14 protein-coding genes are annotated in these 12154 nt (G+C 70.1%); 10 read left to right on the top strand and 4 right to left on the bottom strand.

The features are described 5' to 3' along the window. Positions 1 to 71: 71 nt before the first annotated feature. Both F467_RS0102635 and F467_RS0102630 read right to left on the bottom strand, forming a co-directional pair. A complete protein-coding gene (locus F467_RS0102635) occupies positions 72 to 974 on the bottom strand; it encodes a DMT family transporter (RefSeq protein WP_018139812.1) in 903 nt (300 codons plus the stop codon). 209 nt (positions 975 to 1183) lie between these two features. Continuing rightward, positions 1184 to 1501: a hypothetical protein gene (locus tag F467_RS0102630; protein WP_018139811.1), complete on the bottom strand. Its 318-nt coding sequence runs from the start codon at positions 1499 to 1501 to the stop codon at positions 1184 to 1186. Positions 1502 to 1832: 331 nt separating this feature from the next. Here F467_RS0102630 and F467_RS0102625 point away from each other — a divergent pair, with 331 nt between their 5' ends. The 6 genes from F467_RS0102625 to F467_RS0102600 all read left to right on the top strand — a co-directional run bounded on the left by F467_RS0102625 (position 1833) and on the right by F467_RS0102600 (position 7103). Continuing rightward, positions 1833 to 2093, top strand: coding sequence for a hydrogenase maturation nickel metallochaperone HypA (locus F467_RS0102625; RefSeq protein WP_018139810.1), 261 nt, complete (start codon positions 1833 to 1835; stop codon positions 2091 to 2093). Beyond that, on the top strand, positions 2090 to 4405 hold the full coding sequence (hypF, locus tag F467_RS0102620) for a carbamoyltransferase HypF (RefSeq protein ID WP_018139809.1): 2316 nt from the start codon (positions 2090 to 2092) through the stop codon (positions 4403 to 4405). Before F467_RS0102625 ends, hypF begins: the two co-directional genes overlap by 4 nt. A gap of 3 nt (positions 4406 to 4408) precedes the next feature. Then, on the top strand, positions 4409 to 4663 hold the full coding sequence (locus F467_RS0102615) for a HypC/HybG/HupF family hydrogenase formation chaperone (RefSeq protein ID WP_018139808.1): 255 nt from the start codon (positions 4409 to 4411) through the stop codon (positions 4661 to 4663). After that, a complete protein-coding gene (gene hypD, locus F467_RS0102610) occupies positions 4660 to 5748 on the top strand; it encodes a hydrogenase formation protein HypD (protein ID WP_018139807.1) in 1089 nt (362 codons plus the stop codon). The genes F467_RS0102615 and hypD overlap by 4 nt, the downstream gene beginning before the upstream one ends. Continuing rightward, positions 5745 to 6749 (top strand): hydrogenase expression/formation protein HypE, encoded by a 1005-nt coding sequence (gene hypE / locus F467_RS0102605; RefSeq protein WP_018139806.1) that lies wholly within the window; start codon positions 5745 to 5747, stop codon positions 6747 to 6749. The genes hypD and hypE overlap by 4 nt, the downstream gene beginning before the upstream one ends. Before the next feature lie 141 nt (positions 6750 to 6890). Continuing rightward, positions 6891 to 7103, top strand: coding sequence for a hypothetical protein (locus F467_RS0102600; RefSeq protein ID WP_018139805.1), 213 nt, complete (start codon positions 6891 to 6893; stop codon positions 7101 to 7103). Positions 7104 to 7121: 18 nt separating this feature from the next. On the opposite strand, the gene F467_RS0102595 is transcribed toward F467_RS0102600, so the two are convergent. Continuing rightward, positions 7122 to 7625 carry a GNAT family N-acetyltransferase gene (locus tag F467_RS0102595; RefSeq protein WP_018139804.1) on the bottom strand — a complete coding sequence of 168 codons (504 nt, stop codon included), beginning with the start codon at positions 7623 to 7625 and terminating at the stop codon, positions 7122 to 7124. A 136-nt stretch (positions 7626 to 7761) separates the two neighbouring features. Between F467_RS0102595 and F467_RS0102590 the strand changes: the two genes are divergently transcribed. The 3 genes from F467_RS0102590 (at position 7762) to F467_RS0102580 (ending at position 10634) form a co-directional block, all read left to right on the top strand. Then, positions 7762 to 8712, top strand: a complete 951-nt coding sequence (locus F467_RS0102590; RefSeq protein ID WP_018139803.1) for a PDC sensor domain-containing protein — start codon at positions 7762 to 7764, stop codon at positions 8710 to 8712. A 72-nt stretch (positions 8713 to 8784) separates the two neighbouring features. Continuing rightward, positions 8785 to 9615 (top strand): PP2C family serine/threonine-protein phosphatase, encoded by an 831-nt coding sequence (locus tag F467_RS0102585; protein ID WP_018139802.1) that lies wholly within the window; start codon positions 8785 to 8787, stop codon positions 9613 to 9615. Positions 9616 to 9617: 2 nt separating this feature from the next. Continuing rightward, the gene (locus tag F467_RS0102580) at positions 9618 to 10634 is read left to right on the top strand and encodes a LysM domain-containing protein (protein WP_038038491.1); all 1017 of its coding nucleotides are present in this window, start codon (positions 9618 to 9620) and stop codon (positions 10632 to 10634) included. Between the two features lie 5 nt (positions 10635 to 10639). Here the strand turns inward: F467_RS0102580 and pyrE are convergent, their stop codons facing one another. Continuing rightward, positions 10640 to 11275, bottom strand: a complete 636-nt coding sequence (pyrE, locus tag F467_RS0102575) for an orotate phosphoribosyltransferase (RefSeq protein WP_018139800.1) — start codon at positions 11273 to 11275, stop codon at positions 10640 to 10642. A 103-nt stretch (positions 11276 to 11378) separates the two neighbouring features. Here pyrE and F467_RS0102570 point away from each other — a divergent pair, with 103 nt between their 5' ends. Beyond that, a complete protein-coding gene (locus tag F467_RS0102570; RefSeq protein ID WP_018862862.1) occupies positions 11379 to 12152 on the top strand; it encodes an exodeoxyribonuclease III in 774 nt (257 codons plus the stop codon). Positions 12153 to 12154: the final 2 nt, after the last annotated feature.

The raw sequence follows: 12154 nt of genomic DNA, 5'->3' as shown, positions 1-12154 counted from the left end.
GCTTGACCGACTCTCGGGCCGATGGGCGTCTGCGGGAACCCTGGAGGCGCCCGTGGGGCGCGGAAGCGGACTCACTCCGAGACGCGGTCCCGTTCGGGCGCGGGCGGGGTCGCGCGGGAGGAGACGCTGAGGGCGGTGACCGTGACGAGGATGAGGGCCATCCCGATGATCTGAACGATTGCCAGGCTTTCGTGCAGGATCACGACCCCGAACAGCGTGGCGGTGACCGGCTCGATCATCGCCACGATAGAGGCCACGGCGGGCGCGGTCGTCCGGAGCCCGTTGATGTAGAACGCGAACGACAGGCCCGCTCCAAACACGCCCAGCGCGGCGAACAGCGGCCAGTCCGTGGTAGTCAGGACTGCGGCCATCTGCGTGTTGTCGCCCGGCAGCATCAGCAGGATCACCAGCACGCCGAAGGCAATCGTAAGGATCGCCTGCGGGCTGCCATGCTGGCCCGCGTACTTGAAGCCAAAAATGAAGATCGCGTAGGACAGGCCCGCCAGCAGGCCGGCACCGGCACCGATGAGCGTCACGCCGCCGGCTCCGGTGTCGTAGATCTGGGTGAGCAGGACGATGCCGACCATGACCATCGCGATGGCCACCAGCTTGAGCGTGGTGGGGGTTTCCAGCTTCAGAGCGAAAGAGATGATGTAGACAAACACCGGGGCGCAGTACATCAGCGTGGCGGCAACCGCCACACTGCCATGCGCGATGCTGAGAAAGTAGAACGCGAAGTTACCGGCCACGCCCAGACCGGCCACGGCCGACCAGAACCACATCCGGCCACTCCCCAGCCCGCTGCCACCCGGGCGCCAGGCCAGCCACACCAGCACAAACAAGAGACCAATGGCCCCGCGGTAGAACGAGACCACAAAGGCATCCCATCCCTCGGCCATGAGGATGCCGCCAATCCCGCCGGACAGCCCCCAGAAGAAGGCCGCCAGCACCACCAGTCCCACACCCAGGCCCATCAATAGCTCCCTTTGTTTCGTTGTATGCAACGGGCCGTCATCGGGGACGGAACAAGGCCGAGGTTCTCGGGCAACCTGCCCGTCCGCTGGCTGGGAAGGCGCCGGCATCCCGCTTGGAGCCCCTGCAGGATACGTGCCCTGAAGGGCGCGTCCAGAACCACGGTACCCTGCCAGGCCTTTGGCTGCTCTGCTGGCGGGGCATGAGGCGGCTACGACATGGCTTCCTCGATCCGCTGGCTCACGCGGTCGGCGACCTTGCCTCTCACCACGACCGCGTCGGCTCCCGCCTGGCGCGCGGCCTTCAGCATCGCGCCTTCGACGTGGGGGCCAAAGGCCAGGATGGAGGCATCGGGACAGCGTTCGCGCCAGTTGGCCACGGTGTCCACGTCGCGGGTCGCCAGGTCGACCACCACCAGATCGGGGCGCTCGGCCCCATCGCCACTGGTGACCGTGGCCCCGGCCGAGCGCCAGCGGGATTCGAGGCGCACGCGGGTCATCAGGTCCGGGGTATCGAGGTGGATGTGCATGGGCGTCTCCGGCGGAAGGGGTCTGTGACCTGGATGCACAGCCTCGCGCACGACGGGCAGGCGCACCAGAGACGCCATACGGGACAGCGAAAATTCAGTCCCGGAAAACATCCGCGCCTGTGCGGTTGAGCGCACCCCCGGGTTGGAGGAAGCTTGAGGTTGACACCGACTGCGCTGGCGCACCGAACCCAAGGGAAACACTGATTAATGGACACACTGTTGCGGTTCCCTTGTGCAGAATGACTGCACAGCAGTCACCGCGCCTTGTTCGCACGCAAAAGCGACTCGAGCGCGAGTGTGTCCATTAATCCGTGTTTCCCAAGGAGTCGAGATGCACGAGTTTTCGTTGATGGCCGACCTGATGCGCAAGATCGAGCATGTGGCGGCGGACAATAACGCCGAGCGGGTGACCCGGGTGCGGGTGTGGCTGGGCGCGCTGTCGCACATCACGCCGGAGCACTTCCGCGAGCACTTCGAGGATGGCACCCGCGGCACGCTGGCCGAGGGCGCCGAGCTGGAGGTGGAGACCTCGGATGACGAGACCCACCCCGAGGCGCAACAGATCCTGCTGCGGAGCCTGGACGTGGCGTGAACACGGCCACGACACGCACCCCGGCGCGGGAGCACTGGCGCCTGGTCGTCACCGGCCGGGTGCAGGGCGTGGGATTCCGGCCATTCGTCGCGGCGCTGGCAAAACGCCTGGCGCTGACCGGGACGGTCGGCAACACGCCCGCGGGCGTGGTGATCGAGGCCGAGGGGGACGCGGCCAGCCTGGATGCGTTTCGTACGGCACTGGTGCAGGAGGCGCCGGTGGCCGCGCGGATCGATGGCATCTCTGTCAGCCCCGTAATCCCGACTGGCGCGACCAGTTTCCGGGTCACCGCGGGGCCGAACCGGGGCGGTGCCCCCGCCCTGGCCCCGGACCGTGCCCCCTGCCCTGACTGCCTGGCCGAGATCCGCGATCCGGGATCGCGGCGCTACCGCTATCCGTTCATCGCCTGCACTGCCTGCGGCCCGCGCTGGAGCATCACGACCGCGCTGCCCTGGGATCGTGTCCACACCACCCTGGCTGACTTCCCGCTGTGCCCGGCCTGTCGGGCGGAGTTCGAGAACCCGGGGGATCGGCGCTTCCATGCCGAGGCGATGGCCTGCCCGGACTGCGGGCCGCGGCCCGTGCAGCGCGCGCCGGACGGTACCGAACAGGCCACCGGTGATGCGGCACTGGATGCCGCCGTGGCCACCCTGCGCGAGGGGCAGATTCTGGCCCTGAAGGGCCCGGGCGGATTCCAGCTGCTGACGGACGCCACCCGCGAGTCCGCGGTTGCCCGCCTGCGCGCGCGCAAGCAGCGCCCGGAAAAGCCGCTGGCGGTGCTGCTGCCGGATGGCGGCTGGCTGGACCGTCTGGCCCATGTATCCGAAGCGGAACGGGCACTGCTGGACAGCCCGGAGGCCCCGATCGTGCTGGTGGATCGCGAGCCGGGCGCGCCACTGGCCGGGAACATCGCCCCGGGGCTGAATCGCCTCGGCCTGATGCGGGCAGCCACACCTTTGCACCACCTACTGCTGTACGCGCTGGGCACCCCGCTGGTCTGCACCTCCGGCAACCGCAGTGGCGAGCCGCTTTGTATCGACGGCGAGGAAGCGGTGGCCCGGCTGGGCGTGATCGCGGATGCCATCCTCGACCACGACCGGCCGATTGCGCGGCCGCTGGACGACAGCGTGTTCCAGATCGCGGCCGGGCAGCCGCAGTGCCTGCGCCTGGGACGGGGAGCCCTGCCCCTGCGCATCCCGCTGCCGCAGCCCGGCCCGGTCACGCTGGCGCTGGGCGGCCACCTGAAGGCGGCACCGGCGCTGGCCCTGGACCGCGAGGCCGTGGTCGGCGCCCATGTCGGCGACCTCGACAGCGATGCGGCCCTGCGCCGCCTCGACAGCGAGGCCCGCGCGCTGGCCGGGCTCTGCGGCGTGCAGATCGAACGCATCGCCTGCGACCGGCACCCGGACTATGCCTCCACCACGCTCGCCGAGGGCACGGGCGTGCCGGTCTTCCCCGTGCAGCACCACCACGCCCATGCCGCGGCCTGCCTGGCCGAGCACGGGGTGCAGGCCCCGGCTCTGGCGCTGATCTGGGACGGCGCGGGGCTGGGTGCCGACGGGACGCTCTGGGGGGGCGAGTGCCTGACCGTGGGCGCCGATGGCGACTGGCAGCGTCTGGGTCACCTGCGCCCGTTCCGCCTGCCGGGGAGCGAGGCCGCGATCCGCGAGCCGCGACGCGCGCTGCTCGGGCTGCTGCATGCGCACTTCGCGGGCGATACGGCGGCCCTGGCGGCCAGCCCGGTCCGGGCGCTGTTTAGCGATGCCGAGTGGGCACCCCTGCTCCGCGCCCTGGATCGCGGGGTCAATGCGCCCTGGACCAGCAGCGTCGGGCGGCTGTTCGATGCGGTGGCGGCCCTGACCGGGCTGCGCACCGGTGCCGGCTTCGAGGGGCAGGCCGCGATGCTCGTGCAGCAGGCGGCGGAGGCCTCACCGAGAGCAGCGGATGCCCCGGATCTGGTGCTGGATAACGCCATGCCCTGGCAGGCGGACTGGGCCCCGCTGATCGCCGCCCTGCTGGCCGCGCAGGCGGCCGGTGCCACCCCCGGGGCGATCGCCGCACGGCTGCATAGCGCACTGGCGCGGTTCGCGGTCGCGGCTGCCCGGGCGGGCGGGCGCGAGACCGTGGCATTGACCGGCGGATGCTTCCAGAATCGGCATCTACTGCAATGCTGCGTGGCGGCCCTGTGCGACGCCGGCTTTCGCCCGCTGTGGCCACGGGCCGTGCCGCCCAACGATGGCGGACTGGCGCTGGGCCAGGCGGTGGTCGCGCGCCACGCCGCACACCCGGCCCGACCGGAAGGAGGAGACTGACCCATGTGCCTTGCGATCCCCGGCCTTATCGACGCGGTGGAGGGCGACGACCCGCTGTTCCGCCAGGCGCAGGTCCGATTCGGCGGGGTTGCGCGCACGGTATCGCTCGCCTGCACCCCGGAGGCCGGGCCCGGCGACTACGTGCTGGTGCATGCCGGCATCGCGATCGCCACCATCGACGAGGCCGCGGCCGAACGCACCCTGGCGGCGCTGCGCGCGATCCCCGAACACGAGCCGCCCACCCCGGAGGGCCCGTGAGGCACCTGGACGAATACCGCGACCCGGCGCTGATCCTGCAGCAGGCGGAGGCGATCCGCGCGGCCTGCACCCGGCGCTGGACGCTGATGGAGGTCTGCGGCGGCCAGACCCACGCGATCCTGCGCCACGGGCTGGACGACCTGCTGGCGGATACGGTCGAGCTGCTCCACGGGCCCGGCTGCCCGGTCTGCGTGACCCCGACCGAGACCCTGGACCAGGCCGTACTGCTGACCCGCCGCCGGGAGGTGATGCTGTGCACCTTCGGCGATATGCTGCGCGTGCCCGGTGCGCTGGGCGACCTGAACGCCGCGCGCGCGGCCGGCGGGGACGTGCGCGTGATCTACTCGCCGCTGGATGCGGTCGCGCTGGCGCGCGAACACCCGCAGCGCGAGGTGGTGCTGCTGGCGGTGGGCTTCGAGACCACCGCCCCGGCCGCCGCGATCACGGTACTGCAGGCCGAGGCCCTGGGGCTGTCCAACCTGTCGCTGCTGGTCTCGCACTCGCTGGTGCCGCCGGCGATGGAGGCCCTGCTGACGGACCCGGCCCACCGCATCCAGGGCTTTCTGGCCGCCGGGCATGTCTGCACCGTGGAGGGGGCGGCGGCCTATCAGGCGATCGCCGAGCATTTCCGGGTGCCCATCGTGGTGACGGGCTTCGAGCCGGTGGACCTGCTGGCCGGCATCCGGGCCTGTGTGGAGCAGCTGGAACGCGACGAGGCCCGGGTCGAGAACCGCTACGACCGGGCCGCCCGCGACGACGGCAACGCGGCCGCACGCGATGCGGTCAGCCGTGTGTTCGAGCCGGTGGAACGCGAGTGGCGCGGCATGGGCCGCCTGCCCGCCAGCGGGCTGGGCCTGCGTCCGGCCTACGCCGGCTTCGATGCCGTCGCGCGTTTCGGGATCGCCTCCCCCGCGACCGGCGCGGACGGGCCCTGCATCGCCGGCGAGGTGCTGCGCGGGCTGCGCCGCCCGACCGACTGCCCGGCCTTCGGCCGCGAGTGCACCCCGAACACCCCGCTGGGCGCGCCGATGGTGTCCTCCGAAGGGGCCTGTGCCGCCTACCTGCACTACCGGGGCGGGGCATGACCACGGAGGTGGTCCGCCTCGCGCATGGGGGCGGGGGTCGGCTGCAGGCGAAGCTGCTGGACGAGGTGATCCTGCCGGCGCTGGGCAGCCCGGCCCGCGGCGCCCCCGATGCGGCCGTGCTCGACGCACCGGACGGACGCCTGGCGCTGACCACCGACAGCTTCGTGGTGCGGCCGCTGTTCTTCCCCGGCGGCGACATCGGCCGCCTCGCGGTACACGGCACGGTCAACGACCTGGCGATGGCCGGGGCGCGGCCGCTGTGGCTGACGCTGGGGCTGATCCTCGAGGAGGGGCTCCCGCTGGAGGATCTGCGGCGCATCCTCGCCTCCGTAAGCGCGGCTGCCGAAGAATGTGGTGTGCAGGTGGTGGCCGGCGATACCAAGGTGGTCGAGGCCGGGCGCGGCGACGGGGCCTACCTCAACACCAGCGGGGTGGGCATCGTGCCGGAGGGGGTGCGGATCGCACCGGACGCGATCCGGCCCGGTGACGTGCTGCTGGCCAGCGGGGACCTGGGCCGACATGGCGTCGCCATCCTGGCCGCGCGCGAGGGCCTGGGACTGGACCCGCCGATCCCCAGCGACAGCGCCCCGGTCGCCGGGGCAGTGGCCGCGCTGCTGGCAGCCGACGTGCCCGTGCATGCCCTGCGCGACCCCACCCGCGGCGGCACAGTGGCTGCGCTGCAGGAACTGGCGGACGCCTCCGGCTGCCGCCTGGTGCTGGACGACGCAGCCATCCCGGTGCGCGAGGACGTGCGCGGGGCCTGCGAGATCCTCGGGCTGGACCCGCTGCACAGCGCCTCGGAGGGCCGCTTCCTGGCCGCCGTGCCGGAACCCGCGGCCGAACACGCCCTGAGCGTACTGCGATCACGACCGGAGACGGCCGGTGCCGTCGCCATCGGCCAGGCCGAGGCGGGCGAGCCCGCGGTCATCCGACGCCTCGCGACCGGCGTGGAACGCCGGGTGATCCTGCCAGCCGGCGAGCAGTTGCCCCGCATCTGCTGAGGGACCACTGAAACCGCCCGATGGAGTCTGACAGAGACACGGGCCCGATGGAGTCTGACAGAGACACGGGATGACGGGCATGACGGCGGCGCCCGCCGGACGTTATGGTGAAACTCACGGTTCAGTCAGGAGAAACCCACGATGTCGATGCGCCCGTTGATTCCCGCATTCCTCGCGCTCGCCAACAGCCCCGCCCTCGCCCACCCGGGGCACGGCCATGGCGACGGCTTCTCTCTGCTGCACTACCTGAGCGCCCCGGAACATGTGGCAGGACTGGTATTGCTCGCTATGGTCGGCGGGGGCATTGTCGGCTGGTGGCTGCGCCGCCGAAGCCGTGACAACCGCCAGGACTGATCCAGGCGCCCCGCGCGTTCATGCGCCGGCTTCGATCGGCCACCAGTAGCGCTGCTCGAAGTCCCGGTCCCGGTCGCGTACCGGCACCGACTGGAAGCCGACCCGGGCGAAAAAGCCGGCCGCCGACGTCTGCGCCTTGACCAGCACCCCGTCTACATCCGCAGCGCGGGCGGCCTCCTGGCAGGCCACTACCAGTTGCCGTCCGACACCCGTACCACGGGCGGTGCGGGCCACGTACAGGCCGTGCAGCAACAGACCCGCCGTCACGCCCTCGGGCAGGTCGCGGGCACCTACCGATTCCCAGGTCGCCACACCGACCACCTGTCCGGCCTCCTCCCGCACGACGGCGTCCAGGAACATCAGATCGGCCTCGGTGTAGCGATAGGCCGGCAGTGCCAGCCGGCGTACCCGCTCCGGCAAGGGCCAGTCCTCGATCGCCTCGGCGACCAGCTGATTGATCGCCCCCAGGTCCTCACGGCAGGCGGGGCGCAGGCCCGAACTCTGGACAACGCTGGCGGCCATCGGACACCCCTTATTCGGCACGGTTCCTGCTGGGACCACGAGAGGGGTCAGGAGTGCCCCATGCCGAGGGCTTCACGACAGCGACATGTGCGATCAGAGATAATCACGCCGCACCGAAAAGAGACGACAGCGCACCATGACGGAACTGAAAAAAGCCATCGAGCACCAGCGCGAATATCTGGAAGCCCGGCTACAGGAGCCGCTGGCCGAAATCGCAGCCCGTATAAGCAAGGCCTGGCCGCGACGCGAGGCACTGGATTCGATCCTGGAAGAGGCGATCCGGCAGATCCCGGAAGCCACGTTTGTCTATGCCCTGAACACCGAGGGCATCCAGCTATCCGACAACATCTCGCGCAGCGGCGTGCTGCCGGAGCACTTCGGTCGCGACCGCTCGCAGCGCCCCTACATGAAGGAGGCGGTGCCAGCCGAGGGCTTCCTGCTGTCGGAGGCCTACATCAGCCTGCTCGGACGCCGCCCTTCGCTCACCTCGCTACAGCTGGTGCGCGACGAGAACGGCACGGCGCTCGGGTTCCTCGGCGCGGATTTCGACCTGCGCAACCTGCCGGATCTGTCGGAGGATCTCTACGAGGAACCGAACGAGTGGCGCCAGATCAAGGGCGACCCGTCCATCCGCGGTACCCTGTTCCTGCAGAGCCGCACCGAGAGCCTGATGGACCAGCACATCGACACCGCGCTGGCCATCCTGGAAGAGCTGTTCACCGAGCGCGGCGTATTCCAGGGCGTGTTCCACTTCTCCAGCTCGCGGGCGACGCTCTGGACTACGGAGGACCCCTACCGCTACCGCATCCTGACCCATGAATCCCTGGCCGACCCCGATGTCTGCCTCGCCTTTCCCCACGAGCCTTACCCGGAGGAAGCGCTGATCCCGAAAGAGTCCGTGGGCCGCGTGCTCGAAGGGCTCAAGGCCCTGCGCTTTGCCGACGAGACCATCTACCTGCGCTCGGCCTCGGTGAACCTGTTCAACGGCATGGTCAGCCTGACTTTCTCCTGCGACGGCTCCCACTACATGACCTGGGACGACTTCCTCGGCCGCTCCATCGACTTCTGGATCGGCGCCACCGGGTAAACGCCCTCGCGCGCTGACAGCGACCCGTCGCCTGGGCCATGATGGTCTCGGAGCCAGGTGCGGGGACAGGGGATGGAGACCGCGGTAGCCAAGGAAATCGGCGGGCGGCGCGAGCAGCAGGACGCAGCCGGTGTATGGACCTGCCCGAATACCCGGTGCGCGTTGCTGGTCGTCGCGGACGGCATGGGCGGGCACGCGGACGGCGCTCAGGCAGCCCGGATGGCCATCGCCACCGCCGAGCGCCTGTGGCACGACTGCGACGGTCGCCCGGAGGACCCGGCGGCACTCCTGGAGCGCCTCTTTCGCGAGGCCCAGGCCGCCCTGCACAACCCCGGCGCGGCACCCGGCGAACAATCCGGGACCACGCTGGTGGCGCTGTATGTCGGGCCGGAGCGGGCCTGGTGGGCCCACTGCGGCGACAGCCGTCTGTATCACTTCGAGGGGGAGCGCCTGATCGCCCGCACGCGGGACCACACGCGGGTGCAGGCGCTGGCGGATGCCGGCGAGATCCGCGAAGAAGACATGGCAACCCACCCGGAACAGAACCAGCTCCTGCAGGCCCTGGGCGTGGTCGATCCGATCCGGGTGAAACATGGCGAGGCCTCGCTAACGCCCGATAGCCGCTTCCTGCTGTGCTCCGATGGGTACTGGGAACAGCTGGACCCCGAGGAAAGTGCTCAATGGATGAGTCAGCCGGATCTTCAGGCCGCCTGTACGCAGACGGCCGCCCGCGCGGCACAGCGCGGCGGCGTGCATGGCGACAATGTGGCCATCGCCGCCTGGCGTGCACAGGCCATGACCACCCCGGCTCGGCGCCACCTGCGTGCCGCCATCCGGCCGCTACTGCTGGGGGCCCTGCTCCTGCTCGCCGTCCTTGCAATCCTCTTCTGGCCTCTGGACTGAACATGACGCGTCTTGCTGTCGGGGCAGCATTGCCCCTCGTCGCCCTGCTGACCGGCTGTGCAATGCTGGGAGTCGAAGGAGATGAACCGGCCACCGAGGCGCCCGAGGTGTCCGAAGAGGCCTCTGCAGAAGGCCCCGTGGCGGCGGAAGACCTGACCATCGCGGAGATCATCGAGGCCCTGCAGGAAGGGGACATCGAACGGGCGGACCCGGCGCTGGACCGATTCCTGGAGGGCGAGTCCGGTCACCGGGTCGCGCGCAGCCTGCGCGCGCAGCTGGATGCGGACCCGCGCGAGGAACTGGGCTCGGCCTACTTTACGCATACGGTAGAGCCGGGCGAGACACTGGGCCAGCTGGCCCGGCAGTACCTGGGCGATGCCAATCGCTTCCTGATCCTCGCGCGTTACAACGACATCGAGCGCCCATCGCGGCTACTGGCCGGCCAGCGCCTGCGCATACCGGAGACCGCCGCGCGCGAGGCCCCCGCCGCCAATGCGGAGAGGCTCGACGAGCAATTGGCGGCCCTTGGGGGACGGGACGACGAAGAGGCCTACCTGCGCGCGATCGAGGCCGACCTGGAGGCGGGGCGTTACGGAGAGGCGCGCGACGGTGTCCGGCAGGCGCGCGCACAGGCCGGCAATGGCCTTCGGGGGCAACGACTCGACGAGCTGGAACGCGCGGTGGACGGCCGCTACTGGGAGCAGCGCGGGCACGCGGCACGGGATGCGGGTGACCCCGAGGCCGCGCTGGCCGCCTACGACCGGGCGTTGGAGGCCGACTCCGGGCGCGCCAAGGCCCGGGAGGCGCGCGAGGAACTGCGCGAACAGCGCAAGGACGAGCTGCATTCGGCCGCCATCCAGCGTTATCGCAACCAGGACCTGGACGAGGCGATTGCCCTGTGGGACAAGGCGCTGGAGCTCGACCCCGAATTCGAGGCCGCACGCGGATACCGCTTGCGGGCTCTGGAACTGCAGCGCCGCCTGGAGCGTCTGGGACGCTCGGAAGAAGGCGCTTCCTGAGCCGGTCAGACCCCGTATTCGGCGCGGTAGGCGCGCAGGGCCTCGAGGTGCTCAGGGGCGCGGCCGGTCTGCTCCAGCATCTGCACCAGGTCCCCCAGCCGAGCCACGCGCACGACCTCCAGGCCCAACTCGTCCTCGACCTCCTGGATTGCCGAACGCTCGCCGCGGCCGCGCTCTTCGCGATCCAGGGCAATGGCCACCGCCACCGGCGTGGCGCCCGCCGCGCGGATCAGCTCCACCGATTCGCGGATGGCAGTGCCGGCGGTGATCACGTCGTCCACAATCAGCACACGCCCGGCCAGCGGTGCCCCCACAATGTTGCCGCCCTCGCCATGGTCCTTGGCCTCCTTGCGGTTGAAGGCCCAGGGCCGGTCCATCTCGTGGTCGCGGTACAGCGCCTCGGTGACGGCCGCAGCCAGCGGGATGCCCTTGTACGCCGGACCAAAGACCAGGTCGAAGGAGACGCCGGAATCGACGATCGCCTGTGCATAGAACTCGCCCAGGCGTACGAGATCGGAGCCGCGGTTGAACAGGCCGGCATTGAAGAAATACGGGCTTACCCGCCCCGACTTCAGTGTGAACTCGCCAAAGCGCAGGACATCGCGTTCCAGGGCATAGTCGAGAAAGGCATGGGCGGTCATCGTGGGGCTCCGGTCGGAAAACGCCGTATTCTGACACAGGCGGGGCTGGATTCATCATGCCAGCCCTTTCCTGCACGCGCGCGCGCCGGTATCGTTCCCGGCCATGCGCATACTCTCGATGAACGCCAACGGCATCCGTGCCGCCGCCCGAAAGGGCTTCTTCGACTGGCTCCCGACGACCGAGGCCGACGTGGTCTGCATCCAGGAGACCAAGGCCCAGATTCACCAGATTCAGGGCGAGCCTTTCCATCCCCCCGGCTACCACTGCGCCTATGTGGATGCGGTCAAGCCCGGCTACAGTGGCGTGGCCCTGTACAGCCGGCGTCAGCCGGACGAGGTGATCACGCGCATTGGCTTCGAGGAGGCGGACAACGAGGGCCGCTACGTGGAGATGCGCTTCGGGGACCTGTCCGTGGTGTCGCTCTACCTGCCCTCGGGTTCCTCGGGGGACCACCGGCAGGATTCGAAGTGGCGGTTTCTGGACTTCTTCCGGCCCTGGCTGGCGGAGCGCATGCAGGACGGGCGCGAGTGGGTGATCTGCGGCGACTGGAACATCGCCCACAAGGAGATCGACCTGCGCAACTGGAAATCCAATCAGAAGAACTCGGGCTTCCTGCCCGAGGAGCGGGCCTGGCTGGATCACCTGTTCGACGAGATCGGGATGGTGGATGTATTCCGGCGGCTGGACGACCGACCCGAGCAGTACACCTGGTGGTCCAATCGCGGCCAGGCCTGGGCGAAGAACGTGGGCTGGCGCATCGACTACCAGATTGCCACCCCCGGCATCGCGGAGACCGCGCGGGCCCCGTACATCCATACGGACGACCGCTACTCCGATCACGCCCCGTTCTGGATCGACTATGACTACACCCCCTGATC

It is taken from the genome of Thioalkalivibrio sp. ALJ12, assembly GCF_000378305.1.
Lineage (GTDB): Bacteria > Pseudomonadota > Gammaproteobacteria > Ectothiorhodospirales > Ectothiorhodospiraceae > Thioalkalivibrio.
Note: the sequence above shows the minus strand (reverse complement) of the source record. Positions and strands in the feature narration are given on the sequence as shown.

What these genes read in the sequence shown, in the direction of transcription:
- F467_RS0102635 (WP_018139812.1), bottom strand. Translation starts at nt 974, where the DNA reads ATGGGCCTGGGTGTGGGACTGGTGGTGCTGGCGGCCTTCTTCTGGGGG.
- F467_RS0102630 (WP_018139811.1), bottom strand. Translation starts at nt 1,501, where the DNA reads ATGCACATCCACCTCGATACCCCGGACCTGATGACCCGCGTGCGCCTC.
- F467_RS0102625 (WP_018139810.1), top strand. Translation starts at nt 1,833, where the DNA reads ATGCACGAGTTTTCGTTGATGGCCGACCTGATGCGCAAGATCGAGCAT.
- F467_RS0102615 (WP_018139808.1), top strand. Translation starts at nt 4,409, where the DNA reads ATGTGCCTTGCGATCCCCGGCCTTATCGACGCGGTGGAGGGCGACGAC.
- hypE (WP_018139806.1), top strand. Translation starts at nt 5,745, where the DNA reads ATGACCACGGAGGTGGTCCGCCTCGCGCATGGGGGCGGGGGTCGGCTG.
- F467_RS0102600 (WP_018139805.1), top strand. Translation starts at nt 6,891, where the DNA reads ATGTCGATGCGCCCGTTGATTCCCGCATTCCTCGCGCTCGCCAACAGC.
- F467_RS0102595 (WP_018139804.1), bottom strand. Translation starts at nt 7,625, where the DNA reads ATGGCCGCCAGCGTTGTCCAGAGTTCGGGCCTGCGCCCCGCCTGCCGT.
- F467_RS0102590 (WP_018139803.1), top strand. Translation starts at nt 7,762, where the DNA reads ATGACGGAACTGAAAAAAGCCATCGAGCACCAGCGCGAATATCTGGAA.
- F467_RS0102585 (WP_018139802.1), top strand. Translation starts at nt 8,785, where the DNA reads ATGGAGACCGCGGTAGCCAAGGAAATCGGCGGGCGGCGCGAGCAGCAG.
- F467_RS0102580 (WP_038038491.1), top strand. Translation starts at nt 9,618, where the DNA reads ATGACGCGTCTTGCTGTCGGGGCAGCATTGCCCCTCGTCGCCCTGCTG.
- pyrE (WP_018139800.1), bottom strand. Translation starts at nt 11,275, where the DNA reads ATGACCGCCCATGCCTTTCTCGACTATGCCCTGGAACGCGATGTCCTG.
- F467_RS0102570 (WP_018862862.1), top strand. Translation starts at nt 11,379, where the DNA reads ATGCGCATACTCTCGATGAACGCCAACGGCATCCGTGCCGCCGCCCGA.